The 22,814-nt window shown below is 69.7% G+C and carries 17 protein-coding genes; 9 read left to right on the top strand and 8 right to left on the bottom strand.

Features of this window, described 5'->3' with window-relative positions; genetic code table 11:
• Nucleotides 1-23: 23 nt before the first annotated feature.
• The gene (locus tag FHW79_RS22150) at nucleotides 24-1,370 is read right to left on the bottom strand and encodes an extracellular solute-binding protein (protein ID WP_183180915.1); all 1,347 of its coding nucleotides are present in this window, start codon (nucleotides 1,368-1,370) and stop codon (nucleotides 24-26) included.
• Nucleotides 1,371-1,903: 533 nt separating this feature from the next.
• Between FHW79_RS22150 and aspT the strand changes: the two genes are divergently transcribed.
• Both aspT and FHW79_RS22140 read left to right on the top strand, forming a co-directional pair.
• A complete protein-coding gene (gene aspT / locus FHW79_RS22145) occupies nucleotides 1,904-3,592 on the top strand; it encodes an aspartate-alanine antiporter (RefSeq protein ID WP_183180914.1) in 1,689 nt (562 codons plus the stop codon).
• Nucleotides 3,593-3,613: 21 nt separating this feature from the next.
• Complete coding sequence (locus FHW79_RS22140) at nucleotides 3,614-5,245, top strand: bifunctional aspartate transaminase/aspartate 4-decarboxylase (protein ID WP_183180913.1); 1,632 nt, start codon at nucleotides 3,614-3,616, stop codon at nucleotides 5,243-5,245.
• 12 nt (nucleotides 5,246-5,257) lie between these two features.
• Here FHW79_RS22140 and FHW79_RS22135 read toward each other — a convergent pair whose 3' ends face one another.
• The 5 genes from FHW79_RS22135 to FHW79_RS22115 all read right to left on the bottom strand — a co-directional run bounded on the left by FHW79_RS22135 (nucleotide 5,258) and on the right by FHW79_RS22115 (nucleotide 13,930).
• The gene (locus FHW79_RS22135; protein WP_183180912.1) at nucleotides 5,258-6,601 is read right to left on the bottom strand and encodes a sigma-54 dependent transcriptional regulator; all 1,344 of its coding nucleotides are present in this window, start codon (nucleotides 6,599-6,601) and stop codon (nucleotides 5,258-5,260) included.
• A 10-nt stretch (nucleotides 6,602-6,611) separates the two neighbouring features.
• Nucleotides 6,612-9,032, bottom strand: a complete 2,421-nt coding sequence (locus FHW79_RS22130; protein ID WP_183180911.1) for an ATP-binding protein — start codon at nucleotides 9,030-9,032, stop codon at nucleotides 6,612-6,614.
• The gene (locus FHW79_RS22125) at nucleotides 9,029-10,420 is read right to left on the bottom strand and encodes an extracellular solute-binding protein (protein ID WP_183180910.1); all 1,392 of its coding nucleotides are present in this window, start codon (nucleotides 10,418-10,420) and stop codon (nucleotides 9,029-9,031) included. The genes FHW79_RS22130 and FHW79_RS22125 overlap by 4 nt, the downstream gene beginning before the upstream one ends.
• Nucleotides 10,421-10,506: 86 nt before the next feature.
• Nucleotides 10,507-12,891 carry an EAL domain-containing protein gene (locus tag FHW79_RS22120; RefSeq protein ID WP_183180909.1) on the bottom strand — a complete coding sequence of 795 codons (2,385 nt, stop codon included), beginning with the start codon at nucleotides 12,889-12,891 and terminating at the stop codon, nucleotides 10,507-10,509.
• A gap of 145 nt (nucleotides 12,892-13,036) precedes the next feature.
• Nucleotides 13,037-13,930: a LysR family transcriptional regulator gene (locus FHW79_RS22115; protein WP_183180908.1), complete on the bottom strand. Its 894-nt coding sequence runs from the start codon at nucleotides 13,928-13,930 to the stop codon at nucleotides 13,037-13,039.
• A 278-nt stretch (nucleotides 13,931-14,208) separates the two neighbouring features.
• Here FHW79_RS22115 and FHW79_RS22110 point away from each other — a divergent pair, with 278 nt between their 5' ends.
• Both FHW79_RS22110 and FHW79_RS22105 read left to right on the top strand, forming a co-directional pair.
• The gene (locus tag FHW79_RS22110) at nucleotides 14,209-14,667 is read left to right on the top strand and encodes a (2Fe-2S)-binding protein (RefSeq protein WP_114858605.1); all 459 of its coding nucleotides are present in this window, start codon (nucleotides 14,209-14,211) and stop codon (nucleotides 14,665-14,667) included.
• A gap of 3 nt (nucleotides 14,668-14,670) precedes the next feature.
• Nucleotides 14,671-16,872, top strand: coding sequence for a xanthine dehydrogenase family protein molybdopterin-binding subunit (locus FHW79_RS22105; protein ID WP_183180907.1), 2,202 nt, complete (start codon nucleotides 14,671-14,673; stop codon nucleotides 16,870-16,872).
• Nucleotides 16,873-16,932: 60 nt separating this feature from the next.
• Here the strand turns inward: FHW79_RS22105 and FHW79_RS22100 are convergent, their stop codons facing one another.
• Complete coding sequence (locus FHW79_RS22100) at nucleotides 16,933-17,361, bottom strand: Lrp/AsnC family transcriptional regulator (protein WP_183180906.1); 429 nt, start codon at nucleotides 17,359-17,361, stop codon at nucleotides 16,933-16,935.
• A gap of 132 nt (nucleotides 17,362-17,493) precedes the next feature.
• Between FHW79_RS22100 and FHW79_RS22095 the strand changes: the two genes are divergently transcribed.
• A complete protein-coding gene (locus FHW79_RS22095; protein ID WP_183180905.1) occupies nucleotides 17,494-18,621 on the top strand; it encodes a saccharopine dehydrogenase family protein in 1,128 nt (375 codons plus the stop codon).
• Between the two features lie 33 nt (nucleotides 18,622-18,654).
• Here FHW79_RS22095 and FHW79_RS22090 read toward each other — a convergent pair whose 3' ends face one another.
• The gene (locus FHW79_RS22090; protein ID WP_183180904.1) at nucleotides 18,655-20,409 is read right to left on the bottom strand and encodes a thiamine pyrophosphate-dependent enzyme; all 1,755 of its coding nucleotides are present in this window, start codon (nucleotides 20,407-20,409) and stop codon (nucleotides 18,655-18,657) included.
• 231 nt (nucleotides 20,410-20,640) lie between these two features.
• On the opposite strand from FHW79_RS22090, the gene FHW79_RS22085 reads away from it, so the two are divergent.
• From FHW79_RS22085 to FHW79_RS22070, 4 genes are all read left to right on the top strand, one after another.
• Nucleotides 20,641-21,624 carry a PDR/VanB family oxidoreductase gene (locus tag FHW79_RS22085; protein ID WP_247884533.1) on the top strand — a complete coding sequence of 328 codons (984 nt, stop codon included), beginning with the start codon at nucleotides 20,641-20,643 and terminating at the stop codon, nucleotides 21,622-21,624.
• Between the two features lie 28 nt (nucleotides 21,625-21,652).
• Complete coding sequence (locus FHW79_RS22080) at nucleotides 21,653-22,078, top strand: PAS domain S-box protein (protein ID WP_183180903.1); 426 nt, start codon at nucleotides 21,653-21,655, stop codon at nucleotides 22,076-22,078.
• A 99-nt stretch (nucleotides 22,079-22,177) separates the two neighbouring features.
• On the top strand, nucleotides 22,178-22,492 hold the full coding sequence (locus tag FHW79_RS22075; RefSeq protein ID WP_183180902.1) for a hypothetical protein: 315 nt from the start codon (nucleotides 22,178-22,180) through the stop codon (nucleotides 22,490-22,492).
• Between the two features lie 146 nt (nucleotides 22,493-22,638).
• The gene (locus FHW79_RS22070) at nucleotides 22,639-22,812 is read left to right on the top strand and encodes a DUF1328 domain-containing protein (RefSeq protein ID WP_014199667.1); all 174 of its coding nucleotides are present in this window, start codon (nucleotides 22,639-22,641) and stop codon (nucleotides 22,810-22,812) included.
• Nucleotides 22,813-22,814 lie beyond the last annotated feature (2 nt).

Here is a 22,814-nt window from a genome sequence, read left to right as displayed (position 1 = left end):
GCGCCCCTCCCGTCACGCTCGGGTCAGCGGGCCAGCGCCAGGGCCTCTTCGGCCTTCTTGCGGGCGGCGGCGTAGTTGTCCTTGGCGAAGGCGGCCCACTTCTGCTCGACCTGGGCCTGGCGCTCCGGAACGGCGTCGGTGGCGCTCTTGCGCTCCACCGTGAAGGCGCCGGCCAGCTGCGGGTCGGCGGCCTCCTGGGCGGTCACCGGCATGACGGCGACGAGGTCGCGCGCCTCGGCCAGCAGCGCCTTGCCCTTGTCGTTGGGCTTCTTGGCGAGCGCGGCGTCCGCCTGATGGATGGCGCGGGTCGCCGCCTTCAGCCCGTCGAGCTGGAAGGTGATGAGCTGGTCGAACAGCGCGTCCACCACGTTGTAGCGGGCCTGCGACACCTCGACGTCGAAGTTCACCTGCGAGCCGAGCGAGGTGTCCTTGAACGGGTTCGGGTAGTCGGCCGGGGCCTTGGCGTAGGTGGCCGGATTGACCGGCAGGCGGCGGATGGCCGGCTGCAGCAGCACCTCCTGGCCCTGCGGCGACAGGATGAAGTCGACGAAGGTCTCGGCGGCGGCCTTGTTGGGGGCGTTCTTCACGATGCCGATGTTGGCCGGCACGATGGTGGTGACCGTCGGATAGACGAACTCCACCGGGAAGCCCGAGGCCTGGGACGACAGCGCGAAGAAGTCGATCACGATGCCGATGCCGAAGCTGCCGGAGTTCACGCCGTCCGGAACGCCGAAGCTGCGCTCGGTGATGGTGCGGTAGTTGCCGGCGATCTCCTTGTTGGTCCGCCAGCCCTTCTCCCAGCCCTCGCCCTGGAGGATGGTCTCAATGGTCAGGTGCGTGGTGCCGGAGCGCGACGGGGCGGAGATGGCGACGTGGTCGTAATAGACCGGCTTGGCGAGGTCCGACCACTCCTTGGGGGCCGGCAACTCGTTGGCCTTCATGTAACGGCTGTTCCACATGATGCCGTAGCCCGAGGCGGCGAAGCCGGCGTACATGCCCTCCGGATCGTTGATCGGGTAGGCGCCGACCTTCTCCGGAATGCCCTCGACCTTCGGCTTGTAGGCCTGCAGCAGGTTGGCGCCCTTCAGCACCTCGAAGGCGTCGGGGGCGGAGGCCCAGAACAGGTCGGTGCCGTTGTTCGACGCCGTCTCCTGGAGATACTTCACGCCCGCGTTGGTGTTGCGGTTCAGAACCTCCAGCGTGACCTTCGGGTAAGCCTTCTGAAAGGCCTGCTGGAAGGCGCTGGTCAGGTCCTTCGGGAAGGAGGTGACGACGACCAGCTTGCCCGACGGGTCCTGGGCGAAGGCGGCGGTGCTGGAAGCGAGCAGGACGGCCAGGGCGGCCGCGACGCCGTGCAGCGTGCGAGACATAGGTATGGTTCCTCCCAGTGTTTTTCTGCAGGCCGTTTCAGCAATCCGCGTGCCAGACCGTTCGCAGGCGAATTCACTGGGGTCTGGTTGGGAGGATGGGTAATCCCGGTAACATCGGGCCTGCGCGATGGGTAACGGCGGGAACAGGGCGGCCCGGTCCCAGAGCGCCGCTGTCTTGGAGCGGAGACCACTTCCCCCGCGTGGCGGCAAAGCCGGGCAACGAAGAAGGCGACGCCGCGGCCAAAAGCATTACCGCCTCTCAAAGTATCCAACCTCTCCTTGAATGGGTTCGCGCGGCGCATCGGTGATCGATTCAAATATTTAAAATAAAAATGAATCGCAGAATTCCCGCAAACCTCTGATAACAAACAAAAGAACTCACTCACCAACCTAAAACACAATCGCATTCCCAAAAATATTGTCGCTTATGAGGCAGAACGGCGCACCTTGACCGGTGATGATGATTGCTATTTCACTTGGCGGCCCCTCCGATCAGCGACGTGCGTACAAAATGAACTTTTGAAGGAATTGCCATGTCATGGCTCCATTCGATCGTCAATCAATCTCCGGAAATCGCGTTATTTCTTTCCCTGGCCGGCGGCTATTGGATCGGTAAATTTCAGTTCGGCAAATTTCAGCTTGGCGGCGTCGCCGGATCACTGCTGGTCGCCGTGGTGATCAGCCAGATCGGCGTGTCGGTCGACAACGGGGTCAAAGCCGTTCTGTTCGCTTTGTTCATTTACGCGGTCGGCTTTGAAAGCGGGCCGAAGTTCTTTCAATCGCTCGGCCGGCAGTCGATCCGCGAAATCATCCTGGCGGCGGTTCTGGCGATCAGCGGTCTCGTCACCGTCGTGATCATGGCCCGCCTGACCGGCCTCGACAAAGGTCTGGCGGCGGGCATCGCGTCCGGCGGGCTGACCCAGTCGGCCATCATCGGAACGGCCAGCTCGGCCATCGGCAAGCTCGGGCTGCCGGCGGAGGAGGTGCAGCGCCTCCAGGGCAACGTCGCGGTCGGCTACGCGGTCACCTACATCTTCGGGTCGTTCGGCGCCATCCTGGTCTGCGTCAACCTGCTGCCCTGGATCATGAAGCGCGGCATCCGCGACGACGCCATCAAGGCGGAAACCGCGATGCTGGCCGGCGCCCATTTCCTGGCGCGCGGCGAGGAATACGCCATGCCGCCCCTGGTCGGGCGTCTGTACCGGATCGAGCGGGCGGCCGGGCGGACGGTGGCGCAGATCGAGGCGGACTCCGCCGACGGCCCGGTCAGCGTGGAGCGGGTGAAGCGCAACAACGCGCTGATCGGGTTGCAACCGGACCTGCGGCTGGAGGCCGGGGACGTCGTGCTGCTGGTCGGAAGACGGGCCGGGGTGGTCGGGCTTGCCGACCGGCTCGGCCCGGAGCTTCAGTCCTCGCAGGGCATGGACCTCATCATGCTGGTGCGCGACGTCGCCATCACCAACCCCGCCTTCATCCACCGCACCGTCGCCGAGATCCGCAAGCTGTCCTCCGCCAACCTGTACCACGGCATCTACGTGACCGGCCTCAAGCGGAGCGACCGGCCGCTGCCGCTCGCCCCCGACACGGTGATCGAGGCCGGCGACGTCGCCACGCTCTACGGCACCGCCGAGGACGTGCAGCGCGTCGCGAGGTCGGTGGGGACGGAGGTCATCCCGAGCGACAAGACGGATTTCATCTACCACGGGCTGGGGCTGGCGCTCGGCCTGCTCGTCGGTCTGGCCGTCGTCCGCATCGGCGACATCCCGCTGACGCTGGGCAGCGGCGGGGGCGCGCTGCTGGCCGGGCTGCTGTTCGGCTGGTACCGCACCCGCAACCTCGCCATCGGCAACATGCCGACGCCGGCCTCCACACTTCTGCGCGATCTCGGTCTGGCCGGCTTCGTCGCCGTGGTCGGCCTGCAATCGGGTCGGCAGGCGGTCAGCACCGTGGTCGAGAGCGGGTTGAGCATCTTCCTGGTCGGCGTGGTCGTGACGCTGGTGCCGATGATCCTGACCCTGCTCGTCGGGCGCTACCTGCTGCGCTACGACAACACGGCCATCTTCGCCGGCGCGCTCGCCGGATCGCGAAGCGCCAACCCCGCCTTCGGCGAGGTGCTCGATAAGGCGGGCAACTCCATCCCGACCGTTCCCTTCGCCATCACCTACGCGCTGGCGAACGTCTTTCTGACCCTGCTGGGGCCGCTAGTGGTGGCCTTCGTGTGATCCAGACGAGGAGATCCCCTGATGGACTCGATCGATTACAGCCGATACGCGAAGCTCAGCCCCTTCGAGCTGAAGGACGAACTGATCAAGCTCGCCTCCGGCCGCGAGAACCGGCTGATGCTCAACGCGGGGCGCGGCAACCCGAACTTCCTGGCGACCCTGCCACGCCGCGCCTTCTTCCGGCTGGGCCTGTTCGCCGTCGCCGAGGCCGAGCTGTCCTTCTCCTACATGCCGAACGGCGTCGGCGGCCTGCCGAGGATCGAGGGCATCGAGGGCCGGTTCGAACGCTACGTCTCGGAACACCGCGACCAGGAGGGCGTGGTGTTTCTCGGCCGCGCGCTGAGCTATGCGCGCGACCAGCTCGGCCTGTCGGGCTCCGGCTTCCTGCACGAGATGGTGGAGGGGGTTCTGGGGGCGAACTACCCGGTGCCGCCGCGCATGCTGTCGCTCAGCGAGGACATCGTCCGCCACTATCTGGTGAAGGAGATGGTCGGCGGCTTCCTGCCGACCGGCAACATCGACCTGTTCGCGGTCGAGGGCGGCACCGCGGCGATGACCTACATCTTCAACACGATGAAGCAGAACGGGCTTCTCGAACGCGGCGACAAGGTGGCCATCGGCCTGCCGGTCTTCACCCCCTACATCGAGATCCCGGAACTCGACGAGTACGGGCTGACGGAGGTCGCCATCAACGCCGACCCGGCCAGCCATTGGCAGTATCCGGACGCCGAGCTGGACAAGCTGAAGGACCCGGCGGTCAAGGTGTTCTTCTGCGTCAACCCCAGCAACCCGCCCTCGGTCAAGATGGACGACCGCAGCCTCGACCGCATCGCCGGCATCGTGAAGACCGAGCGGAAGGATCTGGTCATCCTGACCGACGATGTCTACGGCACCTTCGCCGACGATTTCCGGTCGCTGTTCGCCGTCTGCCCCGACAACACCATGCTGGTCTATTCCTTCTCGAAGTATTTCGGGGCGACGGGGTGGCGGCTGGGGGTGATCGCCACCCACAAGACGAACGTGTGCGACCGGCGGATCGCCGGCCTGCCGGAGGAGCGCAAGGCGGCGCTCGACCGCCGCTACGGCTCGCTGGTGCCGGACGTGCGCGGCCTACGCTTCATCGACCGGCTGGTCGCCGACAGCCGCACCGTGGCGCTGAACCACACCGCCGGGCTGTCCACGCCGCAGCAGGTGCAGATGGTGCTCTTCTCCCTGTTCGCCCTGATGGACGAGCAGGACGGCTACAAGGCCGAGCTGAAGAAGGTCATCCGCCGGCGCGAGGCCGCTCTGTACCGCGAGTTGGGCCTGCCGACGCAGTCCGACCCGAACGCGGTGGACTACTACACGCTCCTTGATCTGGAGGACATCGCGCTGAAGCTCTACGGCCCGGACTACGCGGCCTGGGTGAAGGCAAACTTCGTTCCGAACGACATGCTGTTCCGCATCGCCGGGGAAACCGGCATCGTCCTGCTGCCCGGCAAGGGCTTCGGCACCCTGCAACCGGCCGCCCGCGTCTCGCTGGCCAATCTGAACGAGTACGAATACGCGGCGATCGGGCGATCGCTGCGCGGGATGGCCGACCAGTCCTTTGAGGAGTTCAAAAGGCAACGGCAGGGCGGAGGCGCGCAGAACGGCCAGAGCAAGCCCAACTGACCGCGCCCGCCCTTACTCCTCGGTGAAGTCGCCGCGCTGGAGGCCGTGGTGGCGCATCTTCAGGTACAGGGTCTTGCGGGTGATGCCGAGCTTGTCCGCCGTCTCGCCGACCCGCCCGCCGCAGCGGGCGAGCGCGTCTTCGACGAGCTGCTTCTCGATGCGGTCCATCTGCTCGGCCAGGGGTTCGATCCCGCCCCCCCCTGCCCCGGTCACCGGTCCGCCCGCCAGACCGTCACCCAGCCCCAAGGCCATCCGCTCGGCGACGTTGCGCAGCTCGCGGACGTTGCCCGGCCAGCCATGGGCGGCCAGACGGGCCAGCGCCGCCGCGTCCACGGGCGGCGCCGGGCGGCGGGAGCGGGCCGCGGCGGCGTCGAGGAAATGGCGCAGCAGCAGCGGCACGTCCTCCCGGCGCTCGCGCAGGGGCGGCAGCGGAACGGTAACCACGTTGAGGCGGTAGTAGAGATCCTCACGGAACCTGCCCTCCCCGGCCAGCCGCAGCAGATCGACCTTGGTGGCGGCGACCACGCGCAGGTCGAGCGGGATCGGCCGATTGCCGCCGACGCGCTCGATCACCCGCTCCTGCAGCACGCGCAGCAGCTTGACCTGGAGGTGCATCGGCATGCTCTCGATCTCGTCGAGGAACAGCGTTCCCCCGTCGGCGTGCTCCAGCTTGCCGATGCGCCGGCCCTGCGCGCCGGTGAAGGCGCCGGGCTCGTGGCCGAACAGCTCGCTCTCGATGATGGTGTCGGGCAGCGCGCCGCAGTTCAGCGCGACGAAGTTGCCGGCCCGCCGCCGCCCGGCGTCGTGCAGGCTGCGGGCGACCAGCTCCTTGCCGGTTCCGGTCTCGCCGAACAGCAGGACGTCCACCTCCGCATCGGCCAGCCCGGCCACCGCGGCACGCAGCCGCTCGATGGCGGCGGACCGGCCGATGATGCGCGCCTCCAGCGAGCCGCCGGCGGCCAGCTGCGCCCGCAGGCTGCGGTTCTCCAGCACCAGCCGCCGGTGCTCCAGCGCGCGGCGCACCACCTCGACCAGATGGCCGGGCTCGGCCGGCTTCTCGATGAAGTCGTAGGCGCCGCCGCGCACCGCGCGCATCGCCATGGCGATGTCGCCGTGCCCGGTGACCAGCACCACCGGCACCTCCGGGTCGGCGGCGCGCACCCGCTCCAGCAGAGCGAAGCCGTCCATGACGGGCATCCGCACGTCGGTCACCACCACGCCTGGCCAGGACGGGCCGAGCCGGTCCAAAGCGTCTTCCGGGCTGGTCGTCGCCTCCACCGCGAAGCCTTCCAGCTCCAACGTCTGGCGGCTGGCGTCCAGCACCTCGTGGTCGTCGTCGATCAGCAGAACGGTCATGCGGTGTTGCTCAGGCACGGGTCAGGGTCAGCAGGAAGGCGGTTCCGCCGGGGCCGCTCTCGGCCACCGACAGGGCACCGCCGAAGTCCCGCACGATGTTGTAGGAGATCGAGAGGCCGAGGCCCAGCCCGGCGCCCACCGGCTTGGTCGTGAAGAAGGGGTCGAACACCTGCCCGGCCACCGCGTCGGGGATGCCGGGGCCGCTGTCGCGCACCGTGATGCGGACGGTGTCGCCCGCCGCCTCCGCGGCGATGGCGACGCGGCGCTGCGGGGCGCCGGCGACGGCGTCCAGCGCGTTGCTCAGCAGATTGACCAGCACCTGCTCCAGCCGCACCTCCTCGGCGCGGACGCGCAGCGGCGCGCCGGGCGGCTCCTCCGGCAGTTCCACCGCCAGTTCCACGGACTCCTCGCGCAGCCGGTCGCCGAACAGCGAGAGCGCGCCCTGCACCACCGGCGCCAGTTCCACCGCGCCCAGCCGGGTGTCGGGGCGGCGGGCGAAGCGCTTCAGATGGTTGGTGATGTTGGCCATGCGGGCGGTCAGGTCGGCGATCTTGCCAAGGTTGCCCTCCGCCTCCGCGACCCGGCCGAGCGCGATCAGCTTGCGCCCGTTGTGGGCATAGGAGCGGATGGCCGACAATGGCTGGTTCAGCTCGTGCCCCACCCCGGCGGCGAGCTGGCCGAGCGCCGCCAGCTTCCCGGCCTGCACCAGCTCCGCCTGGGCGTCGCGCAGGTCGCGCTCGGCGCGCTGATGCTCGGCGATGGACCGCTCCAGCCGCGCGTTGGTGGTGCGAAGGTCGGCGGTGCGCTCCGCCACCGTGCGTTCCAGGAGCTGCTGCGCCTCCACCCGCTCCGTCATGTCGGTCAGGGTGACGATGAAGCGCTGCTGCTGGCGCCGCCGGAAGGGGCGGATGCCCACCTGCACCGGCACCGGGCGCCCGTCCGGCCGCCGCCCGGCGGTCAGGATGGAAAGGGACGGTGCCGCGTCGTCGGGCGCCTCGCGGGCCTCGCGGAAGAAGTCCTCCACACGCCGCGCGCCGGCGGGCTCCAGCCGGTCCGCCAGACGCCCGTCCGCGCCGCCGTCCGGCGCGGCGATCAGGGCGGCGGCCAGCGGGTTGACGAATTCGATCGCCCCGTCGGCGTCGGTGGTCGCCAGCCCGGCCTGGGCGTTGTCGATGATGGCCTGGGCGTTGGCCTCCTCGACCGCGATGGCGGTGTCGCGGAAGACCAGCAGGGCCGCGGCCATCTGCGACAGCTCGTCGTTGCCCCCCAGCGGAATGTCGGCCTGGAGGTTGCCGGCGGCGATCTCGTGCGCCGCGCTGCCCAGCCGCGTCAGGCGCGAGATGATGCTGCGGTTGACGTACAGCCAAGCCACCAGCACCGCCACCAGCAGGCTGACCAGCGCGCTCGCCAGCAGGGCCGACCGTCCCTCGGCGATGGCCTGGGCCGACCGCGCGGCGGCGGCGCGCGAGGTGGTTTCCACCGACTGCACCTGCTGGGCGATCAGTCCGTTCAGCCGGGCCACCAGCGTCCGGTTCTCAGCCAGCAGGCCCTGCCCCTGGTCGGCCGCGGCCAGCTCCGCGCGGCGCAGCTCCGGGACGCTGCCCTCGCCGCGGGCCAGCTCCAGCAGGCGGGAGACCAGCTGCGCCAGCGACACGCCGTCCGCCCAGTCGTCCAGGGTCGCCAGATCGCGTTGCAGCCGGTCGGCCGTCTCCTCCAGGAATCCCGCGTTGTCGTTCAGCGCCTCGGTGGTGGCGAGAGTCGCGGCCCGCGCGATGAGCCCGACCGCGAGGTTGCCGTTCGCCCCGATCTGGAGCACCGCCTCGCTGCGCCGGCTCTCCGCACGCAGGGTGCGGACAGCCTCGGCGGAGCGGGTGCCGGTCTCGACGAGGCCCAGCGCGCTCTGGATGTTGAAGCGGGCGTCGGTGACCAGCGGCTCGATCTCGTCGAGGAAATCGGCGTGCAGCCAGCGCAGCCGCTCGATGCCCTCCTGGTTGCGGCGGGCCAGCGCCAGCCGGTGCCGCACGGTGGCGTCGAGGTCGGTCAGGTTGTGGCCGAGCGCGTCCACCAGCGGGCGCAGCCCGGGAACGCCGCGCTCCCCCTCCGCCGCCAGCCCGCGCAGCGCGGCGAGCCGGCGGCCCAGAGCGTCGCGGATGCCCCCCAGCTCCGGCTCCGTCTGGGCGTTGGCGAGGATCGGCGCGGTGGCGATGATGCTGCCGCCCTCCTCCGCCAAGCGCGCGGCGAGGCCCAAGGCGGGCAGATGGCTCTCGGCGAACTCGTCCAGCGTGCCGCCCAGCCGGTCGTAGGACAGCCAGCCGAGCCCGCAGGCGACCACCGACAGCGCCGCCACCGCGACGAAGGCCAGCAGCAGCCGCGCCCGGATGCCGAACCGCACGGGGCCGGCGGGCTGCCCGGACATCGTCTCCGCGCTCATGGCCACACCCCTTCGCCGCTGGCCACGCGCAGGATGATCAGGGCGCGCTCCGCCAGGGCCAGCGCCTCGTCCAGACTCTCTTGGGAGAAGGCCCGCCACGCGGCTTCCAGCTCGGCCTGCCGGCTGGACACGGGAAGCCCGCGCGCCGGCCGGCGCAGCGCCATGGAGAAGGCGGGGTCGGCGGCCTCAGCGGCGGAGACCGGGACCGCGGTGGCCGCCGCCCGCGCGGCGCGCAGCAGGTCCGCCGCGACCGGCTCGTGGGCGGCGGCGCCGTAGAGGGCGGAAAGGCGCGCCTCCCCCTCGTGGATCAGCTGCCAGACCCGGTTCAGCGTCTTGACCCGGAAGGTCACCAGCTCGTCGAACAGCAGGTTCACCAGCTCGTAGCGGGCACCGGACAGGGCGCGGTCGAACAGGAACAGGTCGTCCCCGGTCTCCGTCCGGTAGGGGTCGGGATAGCCGGGCGGAGCCGCCGCGTAGGCGTCGGGCCGCACCGGCAGCCGCTGGATGTCCGGGCGGACCAGCAGCGCCTGACCGGCCGGGGACAGCAGGAAATCGATGAAGGCCCCGGCCCCCTCCGGGTTCGGCGCGCCGCGCAGCAGCGCCACGCTGGCGGGAAAGAACAGGCTGTCAGCGGGATAGGCGAAGCGCAGGTCCTCCTCCTCCGACCCGGCGGACTGCCCGAGGAAGTCGATGCTCAGCCCGGCGCCGAAACGCCCCTTGGCGACGCCGTCCACCACGCCGTAGCTGCGCGCCGTGACGGTGGCGAGGTTGCCGGCGATCTCCAGCCACGTCGCCCAGCCGCGCTCCCACCCCTGCATCTGCAGAACGGTCTCGACCATCAGATGCATGGTGCCGGAGCGCGACGGGGCGGTGATGCCGAGATGCCGGGCGTAGACGGGGCGGCGCAGGTCCTCCCACCGCTTGGGCGCCGGCAGGCCGTGGCGGTCCAGATAGCGCTGGTTCCACAGCAGCCCGTAGCCCGACAGCGCGAAGCCGAGATAGGAGCCGTCCGGATCGTTGATCGGCTGGTTCCCGACCGTCGGCGGCGCCCCCGTCGGTCGGGCGGCGAGCGGCTGCAGGCGCTTGGCCGCCTTCAGCACCTCAAAGGCGTCGGGGGCGGACGCCCAGAAGACGTCGACGCCGTCGTCGGCCCGCTCCTGGAGCTGGCTGATCGCAGCGGTGGTCTTGGTGTTGACGATGCGCAGGCGCCAGTCGGGGTGCGTCGCCTCAAAGGCCTCGCGCACCGGCTCGTAGAAGCCCGATGGGAAGGAGGTCAGCACCGTGACGGCGGTGCGGGTCTCCCGCCCGGCCGCGCTCTCCGGCGACAGGAAGGGAAGCAGCAGAAGAGCGGCGACGAGACGCCCGGCGAAGGCACGCAATCCGATCATGACGGGGGCCACTGTGCGGCGGCCTCCGTCCGTTTGTCCAACGGTTCCGTCACATCACCCCGTGCCGCGGGGCGGCCGGCCCGCCCTCACGCCGGCTCGTAGAAGCGCGCCAGCTCCGACGCCGGGACCGGGCGCCCGATCAGATAGCCCTGGAGTTGGTTGCAGGATTCGTTCTTCAGCAGGGTCCGCTGCTCCTCCGTCTCCACGCCCTCCGCCGTGACGGCGATGTCCAGGCTCTTGGCGAGCGCCAGGATGGTGCGGATGATCGACAGGGACTCGCGGTTCTCCGCCATCAGCTGGACGAAGGAGCGGTCGATCTTCAGCTTGTCGAAGGTGAATTTCTGGAGATAGCTGAGACTGGAATAGCCCGTGCCGAAATCGTCGAGCGCGATGCGCACCCCGGCGGTCTTCAGCGCGGTCAGCGCGGCCAGGGCGCGCTCGGTGTCGTCGATCATCACCCCTTCGGTCACCTCGATCTCCAGCCGGTGCGGCGCCATCTCCTCCTCCTCCAGGATGCCGAGGATGGTGGCCGGCAGGTCGGAATGGCGGAACTGGACCGGCGACAGGTTCACCGCCACCTTGACCGGATCGGGCCAGGCCCGGGCATCCCGGCAGGCGGTGCGCAGCACGAACTCGCCGAGCTGCATGACCATCCCGCTCTCCTCGGCCAGCGGCACGAACTCCGACGGCGGGATCATGCCGCGCTCCGGGTGCTTCCAGCGCACCAGCGCCTCGAACCCCAGGACGCGGTGGGTCCGGCAATCCTCCAGCGGTTGGTAATGGACGCTGAGCGCGCCGTCGCTGAGCGCCTGCCGCAGGTCGCGCTCCAGGCCGCGGCGGGCCTGCAGCCGCTCGTCCATTTCCGCCTCGAAGAAGCGGAAGGTGTTCCGCCCCTCCGATTTGGCGCGGTAGAGGGCGGTGTCGGCGTGCTGGAGCAGCGCTTCCGCCCCGCTGCCATCCTGCGGGAACAGCGCGATGCCGATGCTCGCCCCGACCACCATGCGCTGGCCGTCCAGCTCGGCCGGAACGCCCAGCGCCTTGACCAGCCGGTCGGCCAGGGCCAGCGCCTCGCCCGGCTGGGCGATGCGGTGCAGGACGGCGAACTCGTCGCCGCTCAGCCGCGCCACCGTGTCGTGGCTGGGCACCGCCTCCAGCATGCGGCGCGCCATCTCCTGCAGCAGCCGGTCACCCGCCGGGTGGCCCAGCAGGTCGTTCACCGCCTTGAAGCGGTCGAGGTCCAGATAGAGCACCGCCACCCCGGTGCGCGCACGCCCGGCACTGGTCAACGCGCCGTTCAGCCGGTCGAGGAACAGGGAGCGGTTGGGCAGGCCGGTCAGCAGGTCGTGGTGGGCCATGTGGCGGATGCGCTCCTCCGCCCGCTTGCGCTCGCGTATGTCGCGGACGGCGACGACGCGGGCGGGCCGCCCCTCGTGCGTGATGTCCTGCCCGTGCGCCTCGACCATCACCAGCGTGCCGTCGTCGTGCAGCAGGTCCAGTTCGACCCGTTCGGAGGTCGGCTGGGCCAGCTTGCGCTCGATGTCGGAGCGGCGGTTCTGCACCACGAAGCGCAGCATGGACTGGCCGATGAAATCCACCTGCGGCCTGCCCAGCAGCTCCGCCATGGCGCGGTTGACGTCGAGGACCACGCCGTCGCGGTGGATCACGATGCCTTCCGTGGTCGCGTCGGCGAGCTGGCGGAACCGCTCCTCGCTGGCGCGCAGCCGTGCCGCCTCGTGCGCCGTCCGCGCGGCCAGCCGCTGGTCCACGATGGCCCCGGCGAGGCCCAGAGCCATCACCACCGTGGCCGTCACCGCGATGGCGACCGCCAGAAGGCCCGGCTCCATGATCGCGTCGGACATGTCGTGCAGCGGGTCGAGGATCAGCGTGACGCCGGCCATGCCGGTGAAATGCAGCCCGCAGATGCCCAGCGCCAGCAGGGCCGACCCCGCCGCCAGCCCCTTCAGCGATCCGATCCGCAGGGCGGCGGTGAAGCCCGCCCCGCCCAGCAGGACGCCCAGGCCCAACGCCACCGCGACATAAGCCGGATCATAATGCAGGTTGGCCGGCACCTGGAGCGCCGCCATGCCGGTGAAATGCATGGCGGTCGCCGCCGCCCCCGCAATGGCGCCGCCCAGCGGGGCAGCCAGCCGCCCGACGCCGATGGCGCGGCGGATGCCCACCGCGGCGCCGCCGATGGCGATCAGGCTCGACAGAACCGTCAGGCCGACGTCGTAGCCCGTGGGCAAGCTCGTCTGGAAGGCCAGCATGGCGATGAAGTGGGTCGCCCACACGCCGCCGCCGGTCGCGGTCGCCGCACCGGCGAGCCAGCCCCAGCGCGCCCGTCCCACCGCCGCCGCGGCGCGGCGGGCGAGATTCAGGGACACCCAGGCACCGAATCCACAGACCGCCCCCGCCAACAGCACGAGCCACAGATCGTGCTGCTGGGTTATGCAGGCATACACACGCATCATCCGGCGTTCATCCCGTTCCGGCGGCTCTGCACCGCTTGCTCCGATTACCTTAATCTTTTGGTACGTTAATAATCCTTTTTCGGATCTGTCCGGAGCGCGGAATCGGCATGCGTACGTTGCACAGTCGCTACAGTCGCTACAGTCGCTACAGTCGGTAGCGCAGCGCGTCGACCAGCGCGGCCAGGGCCGGCGGGATCTGCCGACGGCTGGGATAGTAGAGGTAATAGCCGGGAAACGGTGTGCACCAGTCGTCCAGCACGCGGACCAGCCGCCCGGCGGCGATGTGCTCCGCCACCTCGTCCTCGAAAATGTAGGCCAGTCCCCGCCCGTCCAAGACGGCGGCCATGATGACGTCCATGTCGTTCGACACCAGCGATCCCGACACGCGAACGTTCACCGGGTGCCCGTCCTCCTCGAACTCCCAGACATAGACGGCGCCGGACGAGGTGAAGCGGTAGTTGATGCAGTCGTGCCCGGCCAGATCCTGCGGGGCGCAGGGCACCGGACGCTGTGCGAAGTAGGAGGGCGCCCCGACGATGGCCGCCCGGATGTCCGGGCCGATGCGCACCGCGATCATGTCCTTCTCGACCTGCTCGCCCAGCCGGACCCCGGCGTCGAAGCGGCTGGCCACGATGTCGGTCAGGCTGCTGTCGATGGACAGTTCCACCTGCACCTCCGGATAGTCGGCAAGGAAACGCGACAGCACCGGCCACAACAACCGGACGGCGGCGTGCTTGCCGGTGGTGATGCGCAACGTGCCGGCGGGCTTCTCGCGCAGTTCCCCCACCGCGGCGAGCCCGGCGGCGATATCGTCCAGCGCCGGCCGCAGGGTGCGGAGCAGCCGCTGCCCGGCCTCCGTCGTGGACACGCTGCGGGTGGTGCGGGCCAGCAACCGCAGGCCCAGCCGGTCCTCCAGCGCCTTCATGGCGTGGCTGAGCGCGGATTGGGACATGCCCAGCCGGGCCGCCGCCCGCGTGAAGCTCCCCTCCTCCGCCACGATGGCGAAGGCCGCCAGATCGCTGAGGTCGTTCCGGTTCATTCATGCACCAAATTCATAAGCTCAAGCGGATTGTACCGGCTATTCGGCTCGCAACGAAGCGGTTAGGATGATCGTGGTCACGTTTGCGGGCCGAACGAACAGATCGGTCGGGCGCTTCCGCAAAAGCCCGACTCCCACGCTGGGCTGTTCGCCGCACCCGCCGGATGCGACCATACTGCACACGGTCTTTTCGACGCTGGGATTCGCGCAAAGGAATGCCCGCCGAAGGCCCGCACCATAATACCCGACAGGCAGAGTCGAGAGACAGGGATCATCCGATGATTCGTTTGAACATCAACGGGCAGGACCGGGACGTCGACGTGCCCGGCGACATGCCGCTTCTGTGGGTCCTGCGGGACGAGCTGAACCTGACCGGCACCAAGTTCGGCTGCGGCATCGCCCAGTGCGGCGCCTGCACCGTCCATATGGACGGCACGCCGGTCCGCGCCTGCCAGACCCCGGCGGAATCCGCCGCCGGCACGAAGATCACCACGATCGAGGGTGTGTCCGGCAAAGCCGCCGAGGCCGTCCAGGCCGCCTGGCAGAAGCTGGACGTGGTGCAGTGCGGCTACTGCCAGTCCGGCCAGATCATGAGCGCCGTGGCGCTGCTGACCGACAACCGCAACCCCACCGACGACGACATCGACGCGGCGATGGACGGCAACGTCTGCCGCTGCGCCACCTACCCGCGCATCCGCGCGGCCATCAAGGACGCCGCCAAGGCGATGGGGGCCTGAGCCATGCTGAACCAGCTCATCAAGCAGGCGGCGGCGGACGTCGCAGCACCCTCGCGCCGCGGCTTCCTGAAGGGGGCCGGCGGCGCCCTGGTTCTCGGCGCCATGCTCCCCCGGACCGGGTTTGCCAGCGAGGCCGCCGCCCCCAAGGTCGTCGGCCCGGCGGACCCGCGCCCGCAGGCCTTCATCCGCATCGCCGCCGACGACACGGTCACCGTGCTGGTCAAGCATCTGGACAAGGGCCAGGGCATCATGACCGGCCTGACCACCATCGTCGCGGAGGAGCTTGACGCCGACTGGGCGCAGATGCGCGGCGCCTTCGCCCCGGCCGACGGCGCGCTCTACGCCAACCACTTCTTCGGCATCCAGGGCACCGGCGGCTCCACCGCCGTCGCCAACAGCTGGGACGAGCTGCGCATGGCCGGCGCCGCCGCCCGCGCCATGCTGGTCGCCACCGCCGCGGCGCGCTGGTCGGTTCCGGCCTCGTCCGTCACGGTGGACAAGGGCGTCGTCCGCCACGCCGCCTCCAACCGCAGCGCCCGCTTCGGCGCGCTGGCGGAGGACGCGGCGAAGCTGCCCGTCCCGCAGAACGTCGCGCTGAAGGACGCCAAGGACTACACGCTCATCGGCAACCCGTCGCTGCACCGGCTGGACCATGTGTCCAAGACCGACGGCACGGCGATCTTCGCCATGGACATCCGCCGCCCCGGCCAGGTGACGGCGGTGATGGCCCGCTCCCCCCGCTTCGGCGGCACGGTGAAGTCGGTGGACGCCGCCGCGGCCAAGCGGGTGCCGGGCGTGCTGGAGGTGCTGACCGTGCCGAGGGGCGTCGCGGTTGTCGCCAAAAACACCTGGGCCGCCATGAAGGGCCGCGAGGCGCTGACGGTGGAGTGGGACGACGCCAAGGCGGAGATGCGCGGCACCGAGGAGATGCTCGCCGACTACCGCAAGCTGGCCGACCAGCCGGGCAACGTGGCCACCGACACCGGCGACGCGGCGAAGGCGCTGGCCGGCGCCGCCAAGGTGGTGGAGGCGGAATTCGTCTTCCCCTACCTCGCCCACGCCCCGATGGAGCCGCTGAACGCGACCGTGGAGCTGAACCCGGACGGCGGCTGCACCATTTGGGCCGGCTCGCAGTTCCAGGGGGTCGAGCAGAAGGTCGTCGCCGCCATGCTGGGCTGCAAGCCGGAGCAGGTGGTCATCAACACCGTCTGGGCGGGCGGCAGCTTCGGCCGCCGCGCCACGACCGACGCCGACTACATCGCCGAGGCGGTGTCCATCGCCAAGGCCTATGGCAAGGCGCCGGTCCATCTGGTGTGGACGCGCGAGGACGACATCCGCGGCGGCCGCTACCGCCCGCTGTTCCTGCACAAGGTGAAGGCCGGCCTGGATGCCGGGGGCAAGCTCGTGGCGTGGCGGCAGAAGATCGTCGGGCAGAGCTTCATGGCCGGCACCCCGTTCGAAGCGGTCATGGTCAAGAACGGCGTCGACGCGACCTCGGTCGAAGGGTCCTCGGACATGGCCTACGCCGTGCCGAACCTGTACGTCGACCTGCATTCGCCGGCGTCCCCGGTCACCACCCTGTGGTGGCGCTCGGTCGGCCACACCCACACCGCCTACGCCAAGGAGGTGATGATCGACGAGCTGGCGGCGGCGGCGGGCAAGGACCCGGTGACCTTCCGGCTGGAGATGCTGAAGGACCACCCGCGCCTGCAGGGCGTGCTGAAGCTGGCGGCCGAAAAGGCCGGCTGGGGCCAGCCGCTGCCCAAGGGCAAGGGCCGCGGCATCGCCGTGCATGAGAGCTTCAGCAGCTTCGTCGCCCACGTCGCGGAGGTCTCGGTGGACGAGCAGGGCCGCGTGACCATCGACCGCGTGGTCTGCGCGGTGGATTGCGGGCAGGTCGTGAACCCCAACATCGTCGAGGCGCAGATCTCCGGCGGCACCGGCTGGGCCATCGGCCACGCGCTGCGCGACGAGATCACGCTGACCGGCGGGCTGGTGGACCAGAGCAACTTCGACACCTACCAGCCGCTCCGCAATTCGGAGATGCCGCCGGTCGAGGTGCACATCCTCCCCTCCACCGCCCGTCCGACCGGCGTCGGCGAGCCCGGCGTGCCGACCGCCGCCCCGGCGGTCGCCAACGCGGTCTTCGCCGCCACCGGCAAGCGCCTGCACCACCTGCCCTTCACCCGCTCGGGCATGGTGTAACGCTCCGTCACGCTGGAAAAAGGCCCCTCTTCCCGTCCAGGGAAGAGGGGCTTTTCTTTTTCACCGCTCGAACTTCGTCGCCATGATGATCGACGAGGTCGTCCGCTCGATCCCGTCGATGGCGCCGATGCGGTCGATCAGCGCGTCCATCTCCTTCATCGTCCCGGTCCGCACCACGGCGATCAGGTCGTGCGCGCCGCTGATGGCGTGGAGCGCCCGCACCTCCGGAATCCGCTTCAGCGCCTGGACCACGGCGGCGGTCAGCTTAGGCGACAGGTTGATGGAGACGTGGGCGCGGATCATCCGGCGCGCCGTCTCGTCCGACAGCCGCACCGTGTAGCCGGCGATCACCCCGCGCTCCTCCAGCCGCTGGATGCGGCTCTGCACCGTGCTGCGCGACACGCGCAGGCGGCGGGCCAGCGCGGCGGTGGGCTCCCGCGCGTTGTCCTGAAGCGCGTCGAGAAGCTGCTGATCCAGCTCGTCCATCATATCGCCGGCCTTTCCGTCAATCCGCCGACCAATTTCGGGCGTTTCGTCACCCTGCACCCTGCACATCGACAGGCCGTCCGGTCAAGATTGCGTCATAACGACGCAAACCAACGAAGCTGGGGGTACGGGACGATGCGCGACATTCTTCTGATGGGCGGCGGCAAGATCGGCGAGACCATCGGCGACTTCCTGAAGGCCACGGGCGATTACCGGGTGACCGTTGCCGACCGTTCGGCGGACGCGCTGGAGCGGCTGCCCGCCCACCCGCGGATGGAGACGCGCGTGGTCGACGCCGCCAACCCCGCCGACCTCGCCGAGGCGATGCGCGGCAAATTCGCGGTGCTGAGCGCGCTGCCCTACCACCTGACCGTCGGCGTGGCGGAGGCGGCGCGGGACGCCGGCACCCACTACCTCGACCTGACCGAGGACGTGGCGAGCACGCGGCGCGTCAAGGAACTGGCCGACGGCGCTCCCTGCGCCTTCATTCCGCAGTGCGGGCTGGCGCCGGGCTTCATCTCCATCGTCGCCAACGACGTGGCCTCGCGCTTCGACGCGCTGGACACGGTGCGGATGCGCGTCGGCGCCCTGCCGAAATACCCGTCCAACGCCCTGAACTACAACCTGACCTGGAGCACCGAGGGCGTCATCAACGAGTATCTGGAGCCCTGCGAGGCCATCGTCGAAGGCCGCCTCGTCTCCGTCCCGCCCCTGGAGGAGCGCGAGGAATTCTCCCTCGACGGCGTGCTGTACGAGGCGTTCAACACCTCGGGCGGGCTGGGCACGCTGTGCGAGACGCTGGCGGGCAAGGTGCGGACGCTCAACTACCGCTCCGTCCGCTATCCGGGACACCGGGACCTGATGAAGGCGCTGCTGCACGACCTGCGGCTGGGCAGCCGGCGGGAGCTGCTGAAGGACATTCTGGAGCACTCGATCCCGGCGACCCTCCAGGACGTCGTGCTGATCTTCGTGACGGTGACCGGGACGAAGCGGGGACGGCTGCTCCAGGAAACCTACGCCAACAAGATCTATGGGCGGGAGATCGGCGGCACCTTCTACAACGGCATCCAGATCACCACGGCGTCGGGCATGTGCGCCGTGCTCGACCTGCTGGCCGACGGCACGCTGCCGCAGCGGGGCTTCGTGAAGCAGGAGGAGGTGCGCTACGCCGACTTCATCGCCAACCGCTTCGGGCGCAACTATGCGATGACCGACGCGGCCCCCCAGCAGGGATCGCAGCAGGGGGTGGGGCGCGCCGCCTGATCGGGTGCCCCTCCTTCCCCGCCGGTCCGCGCCTCAGATCACCTCGCGGGCACGGCCCTTGAAGACGGTGGCGGCGATCTTCAGGGCGTCGGGGGTGCCGCGGGCCAGCGCCTCGGTGAAGTGCAGGGCCTGCTTGGCCTGGACCTTCGGCGGCATCGGCGGCTCGTTGGTGTCGACGAGGCAGTCCACCACCACCGGTCCGGGATGGGCGAGGGCGGCGTCCAGCGTGGCGCCGCAGTCCTTCGGGTCGGTGATGGTGAAGCCCCGGCCGCCGCAGGCCTCCGCCACCTTGGCGAAGTCGATGGGCTGGAGATCACAGACATACTCGGGGTTGCCGAGCATGGCGATCTGCTCCCACTTGATCTGGCCGAGCGAGTTGTTGTTGTTGATGATGACCTTGATCGGCAGCTTGTACTTCACCGCCGTGGCGAAGTCGGCCATCAGCATGGAAAAGCCGCCGTCCCCGACATAGGCGATCACCTGCCGTCCGGGATGGGCGAGCTGCGCCGCGATGGCGTAGGGGACGCCCGGCGCCATGGTGGCGAGGTTGCCGGACAGGGAGTGCATCTGGCCGCGCCGCGCCGGAATCTGCCGCGCCCACCAGGTGGCGATTGTGCCGCTGTCGCAGGCGACGATGGCCGTGTCGGACAGGCGCTTGCCCAGCTCCCACGCGACGACCTGCGGCTTCATCGGCAGGTCGGGGCGGGTGCCGCGCTCCTCCATCAGCTTCATCCACTCCGCCTTGCCCGCCTGCGCCGTCTTCAGGAAGGAGCGGTCCTCGTGCCGCCGCACCCGCTCGGTCAGGATGTCCAGCGCCAGCCCGCAGTCGCCGACCAGCCCGGCCTCCACCGGGTAGCGCAGGCCGATGCGCGCCGCGTCGATATCGATCTGGATGGCGCGGGCCTGCCCCGGCTTCGGGTAATACTCGATGTAGGGGAAGGTCGATCCGGCGATCAGCAGCGTGTCGCAGGTCTCCAGCGCCTCCTGAGAGGGGGCGGTGCCGAGCAGACCGACCTGTCCGGTGGTGAAGGGGCTGTCGTCCGGCACCGCGGCCTTGCCCAGCAGCGCCTTGACGATCACCGCCCCCAGCTTGTCGGCCAGCCGTTCGAGCTGGTCGGTCGCCCTCAGCGCGCCCTGGCCGGCCAGGATGACGACGCGCTTGCCGGCGTCGAGGATCTCCACGGCGCGGCGGGTCTGCGCCTCCGACGGGACGGGAAGCTGTGGGGCGAACAGGGCGGTGTTGTGGCCCTTCACGTTGCGCGGCGCCCGCATGTCGGCGCCGATGCCCTGCTCCTGCAGATCGACGGGGATGGTGATGTGCGACACGCCGCGGTGGGCGAGCGCGGTGCGGCAGGCCAGGTTGGCGATGTTGCGGACATGCGCCGCCCCCATGATGCGCTGGTTGTAGAGCGCGACGTCCTGGAACACCTTGTCCAGCTCCACATCCTGCTGGGTGTAGGTGCCGACGAGGTCGTGGTATTGCAGCCCGGTGATCGCCAGCACCGGCTGGTGGTCGAGCTTGGCGTCGTAGAGACCGTTCAGCAGATGCAGCCCCCCGGGGCCGGAGGTGGCGATGCACACGCCCAGCCTCCCGGTGAACTTGGCGTAGCCGCAGGCGGCGAAGGCCGCCGCCTCCTCGTGACGGACCTGGATGAAGCGGATCTCGTCCTGGCGGCGGCGCAACGCCTCGACGATGCCGTTGATGCCGTCGCCGGGCATGCCGAAGATCGTGTCCACACCCCAATCCACCAGGACATCCACCAGGATGTCGGAAGCCGTGCTCGCCATGAGGGAGTCTCCGTCGCAAACGGTCGTGATGAAGTCGCTTTACCCCTCGGCAACCGAGCGGAGCCGGGACGGTTCCCCGAACGGCAGGACGTTCTTAGCCCTTGACCTCAAGTTAACTTGAGGTTCTAGAGTGGCATGAATGTATCTGGCATGCCAGAGACGCGCCGCACGACGGACGTCCGGACGCAGGTCGAGGTGCAGGATGGAGCAACCACCCGGGCGGGCGAAGGAATGACGACAACCGGTCTCAGGGAGAATGCGCAGCGGTCGCCGGCAACGACGCGGTCGCTGCGCGTCCATCATATGGAGCGGGTCGCACCGCAGGTGCTGCTGGTGGAACTGCGCGACCTGGAGGGCGAGGACTTGCCGCCCTACGAGCCGGGCGCGCACATCGACGTGCATCTGCCCGACGGGGCGGTGCGCTCCTACTCCTTGTGCGGCGACCCGGCGGACCGCTCCGCCTATCGGATCGCCGTGCTGAATCTGCCGGGCGGGCGGGGATCGCGCTTCATCCACGGGGAATTGCGGCTCGGCACCGCCGTCACCGTCGCTCCGCCCCGCAACAACTTCCGCTTCGACGCCGCCCCGCGCTATGTGTTCATCGCCGGGGGCATCGGCATCACGCCCCTGCTGCCGATGATCCGCGAGGCGGCGCGCCGGGGAGCCGACTGGGTCCTGCATTATTGCGTGCGCAGCGCGGCCGAGGCGCCGTTCCTTGCCGAGCTTCGCGCGCTGGGCAACGGCGCGGTGGTGGTTCATGCCGCGGACGAAGGCCGGCGGCTGGCGGTGGCCGACCTGCTCGCGGCGACGCCCGACGATGCCCTGATCTATTGCTGCGGCCCGCAGCGCTTGATGGACGCGGTCGCGGATGCGGCGCGGCCGTCGCAGGACGTGCGGTTCGAGTGGTTCGCGCCGCGCGCGGATGCCGGGCGTGACGCGGCGCCGGACGATCGCTTCGAGGTCGTCTGCGCCCGCTCCAACGTGACCGTCGTGGTGAAGGAGGGGGTGAGCGTGCTGGACGCGCTCGACGCCGCGGGCGTTCGCGTCGACTCCTCGTGCGAGCAGGGAATCTGCGGCACCTGCGAGACGGCGGTGCTGGAGGGGGAGCCCGACCATCGCGACAGCGTCCTGTCCGACGCCGAGCGCGCCGCCGGCAAGACGATGATGATCTGCGTGTCGCGCGCCCGCAGCGCACGCCTGGTTCTGGACATTTGACTGAAACACAGGGACGAAGGGGAAACTCATGACCGAGAACGATCTGCAACGGCTTGGGCTGGCTCTGCTGAACAGCCCGGCCGAGGCCATCGCCTACTCCGACCGCGAGGGCATCATCCGCTTCTGGAACGCGGGGGCGGAGCGCGTGTTCGGCTTCACCGCCGACGAGGCGCTCGGCCAGTCGCTGGACATCATCATTCCGGACCGCCAGCGCCAACGCCATTGGGACGGCTACGATCAGGTGATGAAGACGGGGGAGAGCCGTTACGGCAGCGGCGACCTGCTGTCGGTGCCGGCCACGCGCAAGGACGGAACGCGCATCTCGGTGGAGTTCACCATCGTGCCGCTGAAGGACGCGGACGGCGCGATGCTGGGGATGGCGGCGGTCATGCGCGACGTCAGCGCCCGCTTCGACGAATTGAAGACCCTGCGCCGCCAAGCCGCCGGACGCTGAAACACCCTTGGGTGCCCGCGCTCCTAAAATCGGAACCCTCCCGGACGGGGTCCGTTGAGAAGGGCTGTACCTTCAAGACATCAACGTAGGGAGTGCGACATGCGCAATCTGATGATCGCGGCGTCGGCCGCGATGCTTCTGGCCGCCTGTTCGGGCATGGACGGCAGCGGAACGGGCAGCAGCGGGATGAACAGCGGTGGCTCCGGCAGCGGCCTCACGGGCGGCGGCATGTCCGGCAGCCAGGGCGTGGACGAGCCGAACGTCAACCCGAACGCCACCAGCTCCAGCCCCGGCCCCTACAGCGGGTCCGGCGTGAGCGAGCCGCAAAGCCGCACGCGGTCGCCCAACGAGTCCGGGATGGACCAGGGTATGACCCGCCAATCCCTGCCGAACCGCTCCGGCACCGGGTGGTAACCCGCAACGGAGCGGCCATCCTGCGGAATTCCGGACCCTGACGAATAGGGAGGGGCGGACCGGCCGCCGCGGGAACCCGCAGCGGTCCGCGAGGTTCCTACCCTGCCGGACGAGCCGGCCGGTTTCGGGAAACGCAGGAGCGGTCCATGCTGAAATGGGCGTTGATCTTTTTCGTGGTGTCTCTGGTCGCCGGCGCGCTCGGCTTCACCAACGTGTCGTCGGCCACCGCGGGAGTCGCGAAAATCCTCTTCGGGATCGCGCTGATCATCTTCCTGGTCTTCCTGGTCCTCGCCCTGCTGGCCGGCGAGGTGATCTTCTGATC

Origin of the sequence: Azospirillum sp. OGB3, assembly GCF_014192915.1 — a bacterium.
Lineage (GTDB): Bacteria > Pseudomonadota > Alphaproteobacteria > Azospirillales > Azospirillaceae > Azospirillum.
Note: the sequence above shows the minus strand (reverse complement) of the source record. Positions and strands in the feature narration are given on the sequence as shown.

What these genes read in the sequence shown, in the direction of transcription:
- FHW79_RS22150 (WP_183180915.1), bottom strand. Translation starts at nt 1,370, where the DNA reads ATGTCTCGCACGCTGCACGGCGTCGCGGCCGCCCTGGCCGTCCTGCTC.
- aspT (WP_183180914.1), top strand. Translation starts at nt 1,904, where the DNA reads ATGTCATGGCTCCATTCGATCGTCAATCAATCTCCGGAAATCGCGTTA.
- FHW79_RS22140 (WP_183180913.1), top strand. Translation starts at nt 3,614, where the DNA reads ATGGACTCGATCGATTACAGCCGATACGCGAAGCTCAGCCCCTTCGAG.
- FHW79_RS22135 (WP_183180912.1), bottom strand. Translation starts at nt 6,601, where the DNA reads ATGACCGTTCTGCTGATCGACGACGACCACGAGGTGCTGGACGCCAGC.
- FHW79_RS22130 (WP_183180911.1), bottom strand. Translation starts at nt 9,032, where the DNA reads ATGAGCGCGGAGACGATGTCCGGGCAGCCCGCCGGCCCCGTGCGGTTC.
- FHW79_RS22125 (WP_183180910.1), bottom strand. Translation starts at nt 10,420, where the DNA reads ATGATCGGATTGCGTGCCTTCGCCGGGCGTCTCGTCGCCGCTCTTCTG.
- FHW79_RS22120 (WP_183180909.1), bottom strand. Translation starts at nt 12,891, where the DNA reads ATGATGCGTGTGTATGCCTGCATAACCCAGCAGCACGATCTGTGGCTC.
- FHW79_RS22115 (WP_183180908.1), bottom strand. Translation starts at nt 13,930, where the DNA reads ATGAACCGGAACGACCTCAGCGATCTGGCGGCCTTCGCCATCGTGGCG.
- FHW79_RS22110 (WP_114858605.1), top strand. Translation starts at nt 14,209, where the DNA reads ATGATTCGTTTGAACATCAACGGGCAGGACCGGGACGTCGACGTGCCC.
- FHW79_RS22105 (WP_183180907.1), top strand. Translation starts at nt 14,671, where the DNA reads ATGCTGAACCAGCTCATCAAGCAGGCGGCGGCGGACGTCGCAGCACCC.
- FHW79_RS22100 (WP_183180906.1), bottom strand. Translation starts at nt 17,361, where the DNA reads ATGATGGACGAGCTGGATCAGCAGCTTCTCGACGCGCTTCAGGACAAC.
- FHW79_RS22095 (WP_183180905.1), top strand. Translation starts at nt 17,494, where the DNA reads ATGCGCGACATTCTTCTGATGGGCGGCGGCAAGATCGGCGAGACCATC.
- FHW79_RS22090 (WP_183180904.1), bottom strand. Translation starts at nt 20,409, where the DNA reads ATGGCGAGCACGGCTTCCGACATCCTGGTGGATGTCCTGGTGGATTGG.
- FHW79_RS22085 (WP_247884533.1), top strand. Translation starts at nt 20,641, where the DNA reads ATGACGACAACCGGTCTCAGGGAGAATGCGCAGCGGTCGCCGGCAACG.
- FHW79_RS22080 (WP_183180903.1), top strand. Translation starts at nt 21,653, where the DNA reads ATGACCGAGAACGATCTGCAACGGCTTGGGCTGGCTCTGCTGAACAGC.
- FHW79_RS22075 (WP_183180902.1), top strand. Translation starts at nt 22,178, where the DNA reads ATGCGCAATCTGATGATCGCGGCGTCGGCCGCGATGCTTCTGGCCGCC.
- FHW79_RS22070 (WP_014199667.1), top strand. Translation starts at nt 22,639, where the DNA reads ATGCTGAAATGGGCGTTGATCTTTTTCGTGGTGTCTCTGGTCGCCGGC.